We start from the raw sequence: 14,822 nt of genomic DNA on the forward strand, positions 1-14,822 counted from the left end.
AATATACAGTAATTAAAAGCGGCAAGATAGTCACTTTTAAATCAAGGAAAAGCTGGGAGAGCGTGTTGGGCAAGAATATCCAAATTCTATTTCGCGACATGCGCGTTTCGGACTATTTCTTTATTTTGCTTGTATTAGCCAACGTGTTTTTAGTGATCTATCTCGGAATAGGAAACTATCAAAATGCCGCGAAGGTGGCAGAATCACAAAATAATGCCGAAGAGATCGTCACTTGGTTTGAATCTCTTGCCAGCAAGAACGAAGCCAATGAGCCTATTGAGCCTGCGGCATGCACTCCCATTGATGAAGATGAAAAATTGATTAAAGGCATCAAGCCAAATCACTGGAAAAATTGTGTTGAGGCGCTCTTTGGCGCCAAAGGTCCGTTTGAGAGCTATACGAATCTTTTAAATCCGGCTGGACCAGCATACACAGCTAAATGTAATAAAACAGATCTGCTCAATAGTGGAGCTCTCATCTTTGAAAAACTGACCCCTAATCCGGCAGGCCCTCCCGGGGTATCCCCACTAGAGCCTGGGGAAAGACTTGTAAGCGGCTTACAAATTCGCCTCAGTCTTTGTGATACCGGTTTTTACCTGATCAGAATTGGAGAGTTTAAGTTATGAGTCTCCAGCCGATTTCATTGTCTAGTTTGAACTTATACATCCGTAAGCGGATATTTGATTTATTCTTTAATCACCAGATTAAAGGGAATTATTGCAACCAGTTTGAGCGCTTTATTACGTACATGATCGTACTGAATATGGCAGGCTTAGTGCTTGAGCATATTCCGGTATTTTATGAAACTCGCGAACACTTGTTTCATATTTTTGATGTAGTCTCGCTGGCGATCTTTTCGATTGAATACGTCTTACGCGTGTATGTTGCGCCAGAAGATCCTGCCTTTAGTTCGGCTAAATATCCTCGTCTTGCTTACTGTAAGAGCCCGTTTGCCCTGATTGACTTGGTATCGATCTTACCGTTTTACTTAAGTGCATTCTTTGAGGCTGATTTGCGGATTCTGAGAGCCTTACGTTTACTGCGTTTACTTAAACTCTTTCGCGCCTTGGCACCAGCATTTAACGAGTTTTTAGAGCTGAACAAAGACAAATCCTATCGTTATAAGATCTATGCCCTAGTTAATGAAACACCGACCAGCGGTAACCTACATCACATCTTTGATATGTTTATCGTGACCTGGGTCATTGTGTCGGTGCTCGCTGTGATTTTGGAATCAGTCCACAGTATTAGTTATCACCTACATTCTGAATTTATTATTCTCGATACCATTGCGGTAGTGATTTTCTCGACAGAATACATCATGAGGATCTATAGCGCCCCTGAAGATCCTAAGTACCAGGCTTGGTTCAAAGGGCGCTTAAGCTTCTCATGTAAGCCAACAAGCATTATTGATTTCTTGGCAATTGCACCATTCTATTTAGAGAGCCTGCTCCATCACCTCTTTGACTTGCGCTTCTTACGAGTCTTTAGATTGATGCGTTTACTAAAGCTAGCGCGTTACTCTGGCGCTACTGAATCTTTATTTACAGTGATTAAGCGCGAGTGGCCCGTCATGAAGGCGGCGGTTTTTATTTTGCTTTTACTGGTCATGCTCGCCGCCTGCTTGGGTTATGTCTTTGAGCATGAAGCTCAGCCCGATAAGTTTGAAAATATTCCACAAGCAATTTATTGGTCTGTAATTACTTTGGCCAGCGTAGGTTATGGTGATATTTCTCCTATCACCCCAGCGGGTAGAGCGGTGACGATTGTTATAGCGCTCTTAGGGATTGGTATTTTTGCGATTCCGGCAGCGATTCTGTCATCAGCACTAAGTGATCAGCTGCGGATTGAGCGCGAAAGAATGATGAATGAGCTCTATCACATGCTAGAAGACGGGGTGATTTCAGCCGATGAGCAAGAGCTCATTGAGGCCGAGGCTAAACGCTTGCATCTTTCTAAAGGAGAGCTCACGCGCTTACTAGAAAAGGCGAAGGTGGAAATGGGTATTGAGCATGCCCCAGGCAAGGATGCCACTGGTGGCAAAGGTGCCACTAGCGAAATGAGCCTCGAGTTTTTATCCAAGCATCCTGAGCTTGCTGCAGAGCAGCTCAAGATCACCATCTCTAAACTGCAGCAAATTGTGAGCGTGTCGGACCGTCAAGAGTTAAGTAAATACGTGAATAATCCTGTTAACGTAACGGGGCTGCAAAGCAATGTACTCAAGTTGCTCTTGCAGCATAGTGGGGCAAAAGAGCCAAAGAAAGATCCATAGCAGTTCATAAGTGCTAATCTCTCTGTGCCCATTGTGGTGGAAAGCCCTTCAATTGAGTTTGATGGGCTTTTTCTTTGGGGTAACTCAATCTGTGCAATACTGTATATAAACACAGTATAAATTGTTTTAATAGCCAAATTTCACCTTAAATTTTAATAGCTCAATCTATGAGCTTTTAAGTCGTAATACTACATTCGTCCTAATAACTTCTGGATGGATGTATGAGCACAATTCGTCAACACCTAGTATTTCTGACTGGCCATCGCATTAGTGCGAACACTGCCCCTGAAGAGGTTGGTAGCCTGAGCAAAATTGGCGCAGCTATTGCCTTTGCCAGTTTCTTAGCTGCCTTGCAATTTGGTATTGCTGGCTGGTTTCTAGCAATGGACTTGCATATCCTCCTGCAAATCCTCATGGCACTCGTATTTGCTGGCATTGGCGCTGCCATTGTTTTGGTGCTTGACCGTAACTTCATTTATCTAGCCGACACTCGCTATGAGACCGATAAGAAGCTCACCTTTGTCTACTTAGGTATTCGTATCTTTTTAATTACCGTGATTGGGTCTTTAAGCAGTCAATTTACGATGCCCTTATTTTTAAAGTCGGAACTAGCAATTCATGCGCAGGATATGAAAGATGGCCGGTTCACCCAAGCAAAAGAGCGCTATCAAGAAAAGTATGAGTTAGCCGATAAGACTGCAGGACTCACAAGTCTGGAAGATAGAACTACGAAACTGCGTAAGGAGATCTCATCATTAACACCAGAGTTAGTACGTCAACGCGGCCTAGTGGGCCAATGCTTTGCGGACTACAACAAAAAAACCAAGACTACCTTTGCACCCGATTTAGATGAGCATGACATCATTAGTTTGTACGCCAAAGATAAGCGTGAGTGTGAGCGCATTGATGGCATCTATCGCGAGAATTATCGTAATTATGTCAGCCCTAAAGAGGCAGAGCTCGAGCGCATGGGCGCAGCAATTACTCAAGCGCAAGGCGATATTGATATTGCTAAAAAAGATATTGCGCAAGATTTAGACAAGGCAGCCAAGATTAATGAGTCTTACATCAATGTAGCTTCTGCTGATGTGCTCTCGTCTTTAGTGCGCAATAATCCTGGTGCATTTATAAAATACGCCTTAATTACTTTATTGCAATTGTGTTTAGAGCTCATGCCGATCTTGCTCAAGCTCCAAGCTGGGCAATCACCGCTCGGTCATCGCATGGCTATCTTTGCCTATGGCAATAAAACGCGCGCTCTTGCACAAGTCAACCAAAGTGCTGCAAGACGCCTTGATGCCGATGCACAGATTGCACTAGCGCGTCACGAGCATGCTCTAGTGGATAAAGAGCAATACGCCATACGACAAGAGGCGGACTCTGCAATCACCAAGCAAAAGCTCATTCAAGATCTGGAAAATGAAAAGATCCGTCAAGAGTTAGAAGAGCTCAGACGTCAGAGTAATGCGTATCTACGAGCACAGCATCAATTTACCCAATCGTTTACTCAAGCGAGTGGCCAGTTCGTCAATCGCGTAGTCATGCCAGCGATGGCAACTGTTAGTAAACCGTTTAGTGCCAAGTCTTCTAACGAAGGTGAGTCATCAACTGAGCCATCATCTTCAGGCGCTAAGGTCTATGCGTTTGGCGGCTATCCTGACTTAGGGGCTAAGGCGGCATCATGAGGGCAATCTTGATCCTCGGTTTAGTGATGCTGCTTGGCGCTTGCTCAAGTACGCCACGCAATAGTAGCAACTACAGCTATAGCAATACCTATGTTGCGCCAACTAAACCGCAGTATCAAGCTCAAACCTATCAAGCTCCAACTTATAGGGCGCAAGCCTACTCAGCAACGGCAAACAATTCCTATAGTGCGCAAAGACCGACCCAAAAAGTATCATCTGTTTCACCCCAAGCAACAGTTTCTAATTTCGAGCGCTTAAGTTATGAAGATTTAGTCCGTTTTGAGCCTGATTGTGAGCAACGCGTTGAGCAGACTGCGCTATTGGAAGAGCAGCTCAAACGCAATCGCTTTTATACCGTCGATGGTGTAGAGGGAAATACCTATCCTGGAAAAATTAGTAAGAGTTACTACTCGCTAGCCAAGTATCGAATTTGGGCCTTACGCTTTGCCTGCCAAGGTAGTGAAGTGAGTCGCGATTTTATTAAGGCAGATTTGCAAGCAAGTCCTAATCAGCCACCTAGTGCAATGCCACGTTGTTACTTTGAAGAGACCGTAGAGGCTAAAACAGGCTATCAGCAAACCCAATATTTAACGAGTGATCACAAATCTAACCGTAAAGAAATTTGTACCAATTTTCCCTATGCGCAAGAAAGGCCATTCATCCGAGTAGGGGATCAGATGAGCTTAAGTCCCAGAGATATTAAAGACGGGGCATCGCATTCGGCTCTGCGTAAGTGGAAGGGCAATATCTATCAACTCGTCTCAAAAACCGAGATGCATTTAAACCAAGCAGTGCGTTTTACCTTAGTGACCGTGCGGTCAGGTGTGAATCAATGGACTGTAGTCGATAAGTTTTGAATTTAATTAAAAAAGGAATCATCATGAAACAGCAACATTACCGTATGCGCAGTATTGCCATTAGTGGCGCTTTAGGCTTAATCCTTACTGCTTGTGGAAGCAATCCTGTGCAGCAAGTACAAAACCAACAGCAAGACGATTATCGGGCGCAGGCCAAGGTGGCCAAGCAAGCCATTAGTGAGGCGCCTGACTGGATGAGCAAACTACCAAAAGAGTCTGGCGTGATCTATGAGAATGGCACGGCTATTAGTAGCGATTTTTCAATGGCTGATCTCAAAGCCAAAACCATGGCCTACGTGAAGATTTGCACCAGCGCTGGTGGTAAAGTGCGCAGCCAAATGAAGATGTATCGCGCTGATAATGATGCGGCCTCCGTTGAGCAATCTGAATTAACCGTCCGCAGCCTATGTCCTGATGTGGATATCTCTGGTGTAGAAACGGTAGAGATGAAGCATGTGGCCGAAGGCAATCGGATTCGCACCTATGTCTTGGTTGCACTGCCTTTGGGCTCAAAAAATGTAGCTAGAAGCGCTAAGGATATTCAGAACCGTTCAGGCGATGCTTTTAAAGAGCTTGATGGGATCACTAAAGATACCAGAGAGCAAAACCCCAACGTAACGCCTGCAGTAAGTCCAGTTGCGCCCAATAAAGTAGAGCAGTTAAGTAAAAACCCAGCGCCCATATTGAGCACACCTACGACACAAGCCGAGCCAGCCAGAGTAGAGCAAGTCATGCCACCGCTATCACCAGCGTCGAATAGACCATTGGTTGCGCCAGCCACTAAGCCCGATGGCTCGCTTTTAGAGTCCGTCAAAGCGATAGGTCATGATGCGGTGATTGTGCAAGGCCCCAATGGTACTGACAAGCAAATAGGCTTACTGGGATCAAAAAATCCAGAGTATGTTGCGCGCCGTGCAGAGGCCTTACAAAAGCCTGGCGCAGTCATTGGCCAAGTCAGTATTGAGTAGCTTGATTAGTGGGATGACTGTGGCATATGAGCGAATGGAAAAGCTCTATAGTAGTGCCTATAATAGGTGACATCATGATCAATCATTTTGTTCACGCTCTAGCATTTTCGGCAGAGAAGCATAAAAATCAGCGGCGTAAAGATGCGCTAATCACGCCGTATATCAATCACCCAATTGCACTAGTCAATGTTTTGGTAAATGAGGGTGGGGTGATGTCTTGGGATGTGCTGTGCGCAGCCTTATTACATGATGTCATTGAAGATACACAAACGACTGAGGAAGAGTTAATCACCCATTTTGGTAAAAAAGTGACTGCGATTGTCAAAGAGTTAACCGACGATAAATCACTTGCTAAAGAGGTACGCAAAAGCCTACAAATCGCTCATACCCCTTTTGCTAGCCATGAGGCCAAGCTTGTCAAACTCGCCGATAAGATTTGCAATCTACGCGATATATTGGTCGCACCGCCAGCTGGCTGGGATCTTGAGCGCAAGCAAGCGTATTTTGTATGGTCTGAAGCAGTGGTCGCCGGCATTAGGGGAACTAATTCCAAGCTAGAAAAGGTATTTGATGGCTTGCTAGAAGAGGCTCAGCAAATGCAGTAGGCGAACCTTGATACAGGGTTTAGGTATCGAGTTTGCTGGTGATTGATAATTCACCCCACATCACGATATCCATATCGACCAATTGCCAACCTTTGTGTTGAAAGCCAATATCAAAATCATCTGTGGTCTTGCTCTGCCGAAAAATGGCATTTAAGTCTGTTTGCTCATCTTGTGGCACGGTCTCAGAGAAGTAGATGAGGTGCTGACCTTCGCTAGAGAGGTTTACTTCCGTAAAGTCCTGACTCCCCACGCTAATACCAATATTTTCATCATATTCGGCCAAAAAATTAGGCGGATTCTCAGTAATGAAAGACCCGCTTTTCCAAAGAAAGCCACAATGCATTTCTTTATTATCTTTGCGGTAGGTCATACGCTCGGTAAGGTGAAATTCTTTTTTAGGTGAAATACTAAAAGACATAGAGAACTCCGTTGAGTAGTATCCGAAGTAGTAGCTGACGTTAGTAGATTAGGAGGCGATCTTCTTGGTGAGATCAAAGGCAATCACATCCGATGGCTGATGTGCGCTCTGATCTAATACTGAGCAAGTGAGGAGCCCATTGACTCTGGCATTTGGATGGATATCAATCGATTTATAGTGAATATCACCGTGGATCAGCGCGCCTGGATAGACCTCAATTTTTTCATCTACGGTAATAGTGCCCTCAATCGTCCCGGCAACAATGAGATTGGTGTAATGCAAATCGCCTGTCAGGACGCCATCTTTGTCGATCACTAAGGTTGCTTTACTTTCTAGAGCTTCTGTAATGTTGCCCATAAAATGACCTAAAACCCGAATATTGCCATTGCCCTCGAGGTTACCAAGCACTTTAGATCCCGAACCAATTTCATTAGTAAAGGATAGTTGTGAGCTAGTTGGTTTTCTATCAAACATGGTTATTCACAATGCATTTTTTTAGAATCTAAATTTGGTTGCCAACAAAACAGATTATTCATGCTGTGTCGAAACGGGACCATACGCACGCTTAACTGATTTATTGACATGGATTTATCTTGTTCTTGATGAGCCATTTTGTCCAATCAATTTTTGAGTTTTTTACGAGATGAAATTTAGTTGCAAAGCAATAATTTGATAGCGCTTCTAAGTGCTTGATTCGTCTACACAGAGCTCAAACTTCTTAAAGATATATGACAAAAAAATGACTCAAACCCACTATACAAATAAGGTGATTATTTGTGTCTATATCCCTAGGTAAGAAGGGGGGTGAAAACCCTAGCATCAATCTTAGCGTCAAATAACTTTAACTACTCATTGAACCATTCGTAGTTGATATCTTGAATTTCCAGTACCTCTTGATAGTGGGCTAAGCAATACTCGCTCCAATCAGCCTGGAATGCAGCCGAGCTCGTATCACAGTGATAGCGGTTAAGTAAATTGAGTAGGCCGTGATCTTTAGTCTCGAGAATATCGCGCTCGCCACTTTTGCCTTTGACATGAACTGAGATTGCGTGTTTTCCGCTCATGGGTGTCTCCTTCTAATATTTTTATCCAGCTTACACGTAATTGGCTACTGTTGTAATTACTCCAAGTAAATTCTTTACAAAAAATGTAATTGTCTTTATATTGACCAATACATGAAGAGGGGGCGAAAGCCCACAGCAACCGGTCTATTAGACAACGGTGCTACGCTTATAGCGAATGTGATCTAGCAAGGCAACTTGATTAGATAACTAAACGTAAAGCCCCCTCTTTGGGGCTTTTTTCATTTCTAAAGCCCATGTTCTTTAACAACTTGAGGAGATTCATTATGGCTAGAGTCATCGTGGGCGATCAACAATTGCCCGCAAAAGTAGTCTACGTTGGTAGTGCAATACAGGTTTGGGTTGTCGATGACATTTACCGGCTCTTTGTCGGTGATCACAGTCTAAATATTACCGACCCAGAAGCTGCTGAATTAGCAGCGGATATCAAAAACCTCGATCCACCAGCGCTAGAGCAAAAGTGGCTAGCGATTGCCAAGGAGTTTTTAAGTAGTTTGCAGTAAGCAACAAGGGCAGCAACAGAAGCAACAGAAGCAAAAGAAGTAAAGATAGTAAAGGCGGAGTTAATCCCAATTGCCAGGCCTGACACCTTGTCGAACTGGCTAAATAGGAGCTTTTTATGTCAGAAATCAAAAAACAAAGTCTTGTCGAACTAGCCCTGTCGTTGGGTTTTACGATAGCAGATGAGAATGATCCCATTTATCAAAATGGTTGGGTCATTACTACTACCGTAGGAAAGGAATTAGAGCGTCTAACTCTATTGGAAGGGGGTGATCATGAGTCCAAAGAGTGAGCAAATCTTTCAAGCCAATCATGAGGAGGTACGCTCATGAATCGCCGATCCTTTTTAATTCGCTCGAGCGCTGCTGTCGGCGCGCTACTGACCACCCAGTTCTTAAAAGAAGCGCAGTGGCTCATAGCTCAAGAAGATAAGGCGCTACTTATCCAGCCTCTTGCGCGCAGCATAGAGACGCTATATGCCGCCCCCAGTGAGGGTAAGTTTGCTTTATTTTTGGGCGGTAAACCTAATGAGTACATTAACCCTCAATTTACTTGGGAAGAATTTGGCAATATTGCTTGGGGGCATAGTGAGGAAGATACGCTCGAGTATTTACGCGAGCACTATGACCTGTGTAAATGCGGTGCGCAAGATCTCCTCAATACCAAAGCCGATGATGACTTAGTGCTCGATTGGTGGTTACGTCATCAATCACCCAATGCTTTGGCTTATAAAGAACTAGAGGGAATTGATCTGGGGCCAGAGTTTGACATTGCTGGAAAAACAGCGGGCAGCATTCGCTTTATTGATGGCTTTCATCCTGGCAATGAAACGCTCTGGGTTGAAGTGCCGGACTTACTCTCCATTTCCTTGTTACAAGCTCGGCTTAATGAGCTTGAACAAGGCCTTCGCATAGAAGTATTGGAGGGTGATTATGGTTTGGGTTAGCTCAAAAAAGGCGCTACAAGCTCAATCTATGAGCTATCACGTTTTTACAATTTATACATCAAGACAAACAGGGAGAAATCATGCGTGACTATACCTATCTCAATGGCGCACGTTTTACTGTGTGCAACCTCTTTCGTAGCCTACGGTTTGATATTGACCGCCTAGACATGAGTTGGGTTGATGGCGAAATGCCAGAATTTACCAGAGGACTGCGCGTTGTTGATAACGATGAAATGAATACCGTCACAGTCGATGGGGAAGATGGCGATAAGCTCATCTTTAGCCTGACTTACATCTTTAGTAAAGAAGATGGTGCAGATGCCTTTAGAGCAGCAACTGATGCATACCTCAAAGTTGCGCTAGAGACCAAAGAATATTTGGTTTCTAGTCAAAAAAAAGATCCGCAAGGAAAGCCCGAGGTGAGTGAGTCGGTGCTGCATTAACAGTTGAAGTAGTAAGGGCGGAGTTAATCCCAATTGCCAAGCCCAGACCCACGTCAAATTGGCTAAATAGGAGAATGAAATGAATATTACCCAACTCAAAATTGGTTTACTGCAATTAAATGACAGTAAGTGGAAAAAGTTACTCGATGTTTTTCGGGATCGCTATATTCCCATTGCCTTTATCAAAGATGAAAATAATTACTTTGCCGAAGCGATTGAGCATCAAGGCGAGTATTTTTACCGTGTCGATGGCGTGACAGTACAAGCTGAGCAATACGAGTATGAGCGGGTGATTCATAACCCGAGGCTGTATTGCTTTTCTTCAGCATTAAAATTACACCATCGCATCCGCAAAGCTAAAGAATTGGGTTTAGGATTAGATTGGCCTAAAAGCAAGGCAGCGCCTAGCAATATTTTTGATTTAGACAAAATCACACAGGAGAAAAGATCATGAGTGCCAATAGAACGATTTCTCCTGCCTTGGTGAGAGCCTATCGTAATGCCCATTACTTTGTGCATCATGGCGAGGAGGTGTACTTGCTCAAAGTGGGGGAGGTAAATCACGCCTTAAGCGATTTACTGAACACCTATGGGGCGCAAAGCGCCGCCTTTCTGACAGCCTATAACCCCTATAGTCAGCTGCGTAGCCATACGGAAAACCAAGCTGCGCAGGCAAAACTGCTGGCAGAGCTTGCTCAGGCAGGAATAGAAACGATTGATGGCCTTGGCACTGATCCGCATGATGATTGGGATGCAGAGCCCAGTGTGCTTGCCTTGGGTCTTTCTCGCTCACACGCTGAGCAATTAGCAGATCAATATGGTCAAAACGCTTTCCTGTGGATTGCTAATGCCAATGCACTGGTGAATCTCAAGTTGCGCTATCCGGTAGGTGATCCATCACCAGATGAATTGGAAACGTGGTTTGCTCAATTGGATGATCAATTGCGCGCTCCTGCCAGTGCATTATCTGCCCAAGAGCGCAATTGGCTTATGACAGCAAGTAGGAGTGAGCAACGTCACTGGCTATTGCCAAGCGCTTGGGATTGGAATACGCCATGGCCACAGGCTCGCCCTGACGGTTGTGCGATTTCGATTGGTACAGAATTAGACCGCATGTTTAAGCTCACTTCAAATGGCTTAGAAAAGCTCTATCCATGATCGAGCAAGTTAAATCAAGCTATGACCGAAGTGGACTCATCGCCTTAATACGTAGTGAGTTTGCTTTGGACTGGCAGGGTATCCATGGAGCCAATCATTGGGCTCGGGTCTTGCATCACGGAAAGAACATTGCTCAGATCCGCAAAGCTGATTTACTAGTGGTCGAACTATTTGGGTTTTTGCATGACAGCTGCCGCCTAAATGATGGCCGTGATCCTGATCATGGCAAGCGCGCTGCTGAATTTGCTCATGGCATTCATGGGGATTACTTTCGGTTACAACCCATGCAACTAGATTACCTTTGTTATGCCTTACATCATCACTCTGGAGGGGAAGTCTCGACTAACGCTACGATTCAAACCTGCTGGGATGCGGATAGACTCGATCTGGGTAGGGTAGGAATCTACCCATCCGCTCAATACCTCTCGCACGAGGCAGCGCTCTTTATTGATTTAGCGCACGATTGGAGTATTTGCTAGGCACCACTATCGACATCGTATTTTGAATTATCAATGTTTAGAGTTTTAGGGTTTACCACTAATTATTTATCTTAGATTGCAAAAGCAGATTCAAACGTTTACTCTAAAAAAATTATTAACAAAGGGGATGCAGATGAACATTCATAAATTAGATCGTCGTCAATTTATTTTGGGAACAAGCGCTTTAGTGGCGGGTTCTGGTTTAGCTAGTTTTGGAATTGAGTCGCAGGCCGTTACAAAAGTTCCCACCATTGATGCTTTAGATATAAAGGTCTTAGTAGACAGTAGTTATGATTCGCCAAGACCAGACACCAACCAATGGGTCAAGATCAAGCGCACCCCGTTTATCTCTACTAAAGATTATCGCAAGGCCTTACATAATGAGTGGGGCTTGGCTTTAGCATTAGAGTCCCGCATCGGGCAAGATAAAAAGAGCATGCTATTAGATTACGGCTATACCCCAGCGGCTCTGATGGGCAATATGGAAATCATGGATGTCAAGCCTGAAAAACAAGACGCCATGATCTTAAGTCATGGTCATTTTGATCACTTTGGCGGTTTGGTTGCATTCTTAAAAGCCAATCGCAGTAAGCTGCCATCCGACCTCACCTTATACGTTGGTGGCGAAGATAATTTTTGTAATCGTAAAACTGCCAGTGGTTCGCCAGGACATTTTGCGGACTGGGGCGTTCTAGATCGACGTGAGTTAGATGCCTTAAAAGTGAAGATTGTGTACTGCGAAAAGCCAACGATCATTCAGGGACAGGCCTTTACTACGGGAATAATTAACCGCGATAGCTTTGAAAAAGTGCTTCCCAACACCTTAGTGGAGTTTAGTAAAAAGAATGGTCTCGGTTGTGATATGCCTGAACTTAATGCCAAGGCAGAAGGTAAGTTCGTTAAAGATGATCATCTTCATGAACACGGCACAGCATTTAATTTAAAAGACCGCGGCTTGATCGTGATCTCTTCCTGTGGCCACGCGGGGATTGTCAATACCGTACAACAAGCTATCAATGTCTCGGGTGTGAATAAGGTGCATGCGATTTTAGGTGGCTTTCATTTATTCCCAGCGCCAAATGATTACCTCATCAGCACAGTCGAAGCCTTAAAACAATTTAATCCAGATGTGGTGATTCCTTTGCATTGCTCTGGGCCTGCCTTTGTCACAACTATGCGCAATATCTTAAGTGATCGCCTAGTGACATCGACTACTGGAACCGAATTTCAATTTGGTAGTTAATGCAGTGGCATCGACCAGCTAGCCTTGCACTAGCCGGAGCTTTGTTATTGGGGGTGGCCTCTCTAGGATACGCTCAAACTGCTCAATCTAGAGCAGAGTCTGTGCGCCTCATGAATGATCTGATGTCTGGTAAAGGCCGGGTGGGCGGACCTTTTACCTTGCTAGACCAAAATGGTAAAAAGCGTACCCTTGCTGAATTTAAAGGCAAAGTCGTTCTGATTTATTTTGGTTATATGTTTTGCCCAGATATCTGTCCAACTGATTTAAGTAATTTAGCAGGCTTATTAAAGCGCTTAGGAAAAGATAGCGCCCAAGTACAAGTGATTTTCATTACCCTAGACCCAGCTCGTGATACCCAAGAATTTATCGGTAAGTATGTTGAGTATTTTGATAAACGGATTCTGGGTTTGCGCGGTACTGAACAACAAACCAAGCAAGTGGCAACCCAATACAAAACCTTTTACGAAAAGGTGGGTCTGAAGGATGGGCAGTACGTCATTGATCACACAGCCTTTACCTACATCATGAATCGCAATGGTAAGTATTTAGCCTTTTTTCCACCGGGCACTTCACCAGAGCGGATGGAAGTGATGGTCAGAGAAGCCTTAGCCACTTCCGAGGGATGATGAAAAACTACTTATGGATTGTTCTTGTTGCGCTCCTTTGCTCTTGTGCAAGTAATCCCCCGCCTGCAGCACCAGTGCAGTCAACAGCAATTGAAGGCGATAAATACTGGACATTAGATTTTTTCTACTTTTATAAGGGTAAGCAAACTCACACCAAGGCATTCCAGTTCGTCAGCAGAAGAGATTGCTTTGATACCTTGTATCAAATGCAAGTAGATTCTAGAAAAGTCCCGCAACATAGCGGCTCAGGAATCTGTATGAAGCAATTTGTAGAAGGGCAAAAAAGAACAGAGCATGACGTGCTAGGTTATCGATAGCCAAGCAGCTAGTAGCATGAACAATCTAAGTTATTAAAGTTATATTGACTGCTAAAGGCTGAAGGAACCTAGGCTTATTGATACTTATCTAAAGCCTTTTTTAGTTCCGCCTTCACCCTTGCTTTCAGATTAGCTGGTCCAATGACTTCAACACCAGAGCCATGCTTGAGAATATCCATCACCAATTCCGGATCTTGGTTGTAATCAAACTCGAGAATAAAGTAACCCTCTTTATCAAAACTTCCGACTTGCTGGCCGTGCCAGTTCTCGCCTGAAACCCAGCGTGCATGCTCAGGCGTAAAACGCAGCTTTGCTCTTTGAGTGGCTTTGCCAGAGAAGATGCCATAGCTTTCGGCAAAGTGTTCTTGGCATTCTTTATCAGAAACATCTTGCGCTTTAGTGTTCGTTAACACTGCGCTACGAATACCATCAACGGCAAAGCTACGCAGACCGTTGCGCATATGGCAGTAGGCATCGAGATACCAATTTTCGCGGTAGTAAATCAGGCGCTGTGGCGAAATCTCACGCTCCGTATTCTCATCCTTACTTTTAGCGTAGTACTTAATCACTAGACGATTACGTTTTAGTAGGGCAGCGCCAATCTCCGAGAAGTTATCCATGGAGCTTTTACGTGAACCCATACCCAGTACTTTGATGCGCTTACGTAATTCTTTGGCGGTTGTTTCGCTTTGGCCCAAAATGCCATCAATAATGGCAGTAAGTGGTTCAATGTGTGGGCCAATCAGGCCGCCTTGATCTAGTGAAGACAGTAGGTGCTGCATAAGCACGAGTGCAGTAGCCTCTTTTTCAGAGAACCAGATGCCCGTGAGCTCAATCTTGTTAATGTCACTGCCTTCTTTGAACTTATAGCCGCCTAAAAAGCGGTCATATTCAATATCGGCCTTGGAGCGTGAGCGCAGGTATTCGAGATCGCGCTTAAAAGTGGCTTTAGAGATCTCTAGCTCACGCATAAAGTCTTCAATCGGCACGCATTTACGCTGTTGAATCATGTACTTAATGCGGTGTAGGCGCTCTGGATCGCTCATTTGGCTCTCGCTATCAATGTCATAAAGATTATTGTTTTTATCACTTTATTTACTTTATAGCTCATTTAATGAGCTAGTAGCTCATTATTCTTTTTAAATATGACTAGATGGAGGCATTGAGGATGAAATGGCTAGGGTTCATACTGATATTTGTCAGTTGCTACAGCTTTGAGCAG

Annotated in this window: 20 protein-coding genes and 1 riboswitch; of the genes, 16 read left to right on the forward strand and 4 right to left on the reverse strand. The window is 44.3% G+C overall.

Features of this window, described 5'->3' with window-relative positions; genetic code table 11:
- Window positions 1-65: 65 nt before the first annotated feature.
- The 6 genes from ICN22_RS05755 (at window position 66) to ICN22_RS05780 (ending at window position 6,387) form a co-directional block, all read left to right on the forward strand.
- Entirely contained in the window at window positions 66-626 is a 561-nt protein-coding gene (locus ICN22_RS05755) for a hypothetical protein (protein ID WP_216169287.1), read from the forward strand.
- On the forward strand, window positions 623-2,272 hold the full coding sequence (locus tag ICN22_RS05760; protein WP_216169288.1) for an ion transporter: 1,650 nt from the start codon (window positions 623-625) through the stop codon (window positions 2,270-2,272). Before ICN22_RS05755 ends, ICN22_RS05760 begins: the two co-directional genes overlap by 4 nt.
- 221 nt (window positions 2,273-2,493) lie before the next feature.
- The gene (locus ICN22_RS05765; protein ID WP_216169289.1) at window positions 2,494-3,957 is read left to right on the forward strand and encodes a DUF4407 domain-containing protein; all 1,464 of its coding nucleotides are present in this window, start codon (window positions 2,494-2,496) and stop codon (window positions 3,955-3,957) included.
- Window positions 3,954-4,814 carry a hypothetical protein gene (locus ICN22_RS05770; RefSeq protein WP_216169290.1) on the forward strand — a complete coding sequence of 287 codons (861 nt, stop codon included), beginning with the start codon at window positions 3,954-3,956 and terminating at the stop codon, window positions 4,812-4,814. The genes ICN22_RS05765 and ICN22_RS05770 overlap by 4 nt, the downstream gene beginning before the upstream one ends.
- Before the next feature lie 23 nt (window positions 4,815-4,837).
- Window positions 4,838-5,782, forward strand: coding sequence for a hypothetical protein (locus ICN22_RS05775; protein WP_216169291.1), 945 nt, complete (start codon window positions 4,838-4,840; stop codon window positions 5,780-5,782).
- A 77-nt stretch (window positions 5,783-5,859) separates the two neighbouring features.
- Window positions 5,860-6,387, forward strand: a complete 528-nt coding sequence (locus ICN22_RS05780; RefSeq protein ID WP_216169368.1) for an HD domain-containing protein — start codon at window positions 5,860-5,862, stop codon at window positions 6,385-6,387.
- A 19-nt stretch (window positions 6,388-6,406) separates the two neighbouring features.
- Here ICN22_RS05780 and ICN22_RS05785 read toward each other — a convergent pair whose 3' ends face one another.
- The 3 genes from ICN22_RS05785 to ICN22_RS05795 form a co-directional block, all read right to left on the reverse strand.
- Window positions 6,407-6,805, reverse strand: coding sequence for a hypothetical protein (locus tag ICN22_RS05785; protein ID WP_215353875.1), 399 nt, complete (start codon window positions 6,803-6,805; stop codon window positions 6,407-6,409).
- Window positions 6,806-6,853: 48 nt separating this feature from the next.
- Entirely contained in the window at window positions 6,854-7,279 is a 426-nt protein-coding gene (locus ICN22_RS05790) for a bactofilin family protein (RefSeq protein WP_216169292.1), read from the reverse strand.
- Between the two features lie 371 nt (window positions 7,280-7,650).
- Window positions 7,651-7,869 (reverse strand): hypothetical protein, encoded by a 219-nt coding sequence (locus ICN22_RS05795; protein ID WP_216169293.1) that lies wholly within the window; start codon window positions 7,867-7,869, stop codon window positions 7,651-7,653.
- A 104-nt stretch (window positions 7,870-7,973) separates the two neighbouring features.
- A riboswitch (SAM-I-IV-variant riboswitch) is annotated at window positions 7,974-8,077 on the forward strand.
- Window positions 8,078-8,153: 76 nt separating this feature from the next.
- On the opposite strand from ICN22_RS05795, the gene ICN22_RS05800 reads away from it, so the two are divergent.
- The 10 genes from ICN22_RS05800 (at window position 8,154) to ICN22_RS05845 (ending at window position 13,600) form a co-directional block, all read left to right on the forward strand.
- A complete protein-coding gene (locus ICN22_RS05800; RefSeq protein ID WP_216169294.1) occupies window positions 8,154-8,390 on the forward strand; it encodes a hypothetical protein in 237 nt (78 codons plus the stop codon).
- A 116-nt stretch (window positions 8,391-8,506) separates the two neighbouring features.
- Window positions 8,507-8,680, forward strand: a complete 174-nt coding sequence (locus tag ICN22_RS05805) for a hypothetical protein (RefSeq protein ID WP_216169295.1) — start codon at window positions 8,507-8,509, stop codon at window positions 8,678-8,680.
- A gap of 36 nt (window positions 8,681-8,716) precedes the next feature.
- Window positions 8,717-9,334, forward strand: coding sequence for a hypothetical protein (locus tag ICN22_RS05810; RefSeq protein ID WP_216169296.1), 618 nt, complete (start codon window positions 8,717-8,719; stop codon window positions 9,332-9,334).
- 80 nt (window positions 9,335-9,414) lie between these two features.
- Window positions 9,415-9,777 (forward strand): hypothetical protein, encoded by a 363-nt coding sequence (locus tag ICN22_RS05815; RefSeq protein WP_216169297.1) that lies wholly within the window; start codon window positions 9,415-9,417, stop codon window positions 9,775-9,777.
- Window positions 9,778-9,856: 79 nt separating this feature from the next.
- Window positions 9,857-10,231, forward strand: coding sequence for a hypothetical protein (locus ICN22_RS05820; protein ID WP_216169298.1), 375 nt, complete (start codon window positions 9,857-9,859; stop codon window positions 10,229-10,231).
- Window positions 10,228-10,935, forward strand: coding sequence for a DUF3293 domain-containing protein (locus ICN22_RS05825; RefSeq protein ID WP_216169299.1), 708 nt, complete (start codon window positions 10,228-10,230; stop codon window positions 10,933-10,935). Before ICN22_RS05820 ends, ICN22_RS05825 begins: the two co-directional genes overlap by 4 nt.
- Window positions 10,932-11,414 (forward strand): HD domain-containing protein, encoded by a 483-nt coding sequence (locus ICN22_RS05830; protein WP_216169300.1) that lies wholly within the window; start codon window positions 10,932-10,934, stop codon window positions 11,412-11,414. Before ICN22_RS05825 ends, ICN22_RS05830 begins: the two co-directional genes overlap by 4 nt.
- Before the next feature lie 133 nt (window positions 11,415-11,547).
- Entirely contained in the window at window positions 11,548-12,657 is a 1,110-nt protein-coding gene (locus ICN22_RS05835) for an MBL fold metallo-hydrolase (RefSeq protein WP_216169301.1), read from the forward strand.
- On the forward strand, window positions 12,657-13,283 hold the full coding sequence (locus tag ICN22_RS05840; RefSeq protein ID WP_216169302.1) for an SCO family protein: 627 nt from the start codon (window positions 12,657-12,659) through the stop codon (window positions 13,281-13,283). The genes ICN22_RS05835 and ICN22_RS05840 overlap by 1 nt, the downstream gene beginning before the upstream one ends.
- The gene (locus tag ICN22_RS05845) at window positions 13,280-13,600 is read left to right on the forward strand and encodes a hypothetical protein (RefSeq protein ID WP_216169303.1); all 321 of its coding nucleotides are present in this window, start codon (window positions 13,280-13,282) and stop codon (window positions 13,598-13,600) included. Before ICN22_RS05840 ends, ICN22_RS05845 begins: the two co-directional genes overlap by 4 nt.
- 74 nt (window positions 13,601-13,674) lie before the next feature.
- On the opposite strand, the gene ICN22_RS05850 is transcribed toward ICN22_RS05845, so the two are convergent.
- Complete coding sequence (locus tag ICN22_RS05850) at window positions 13,675-14,646, reverse strand: helix-turn-helix transcriptional regulator (RefSeq protein WP_216169304.1); 972 nt, start codon at window positions 14,644-14,646, stop codon at window positions 13,675-13,677.
- Window positions 14,647-14,822 lie beyond the last annotated feature (176 nt).

The sequence above is a fragment of the Polynucleobacter bastaniensis genome, from assembly GCF_018882205.1.
Lineage (GTDB): Bacteria > Pseudomonadota > Gammaproteobacteria > Burkholderiales > Burkholderiaceae > Polynucleobacter > Polynucleobacter bastaniensis.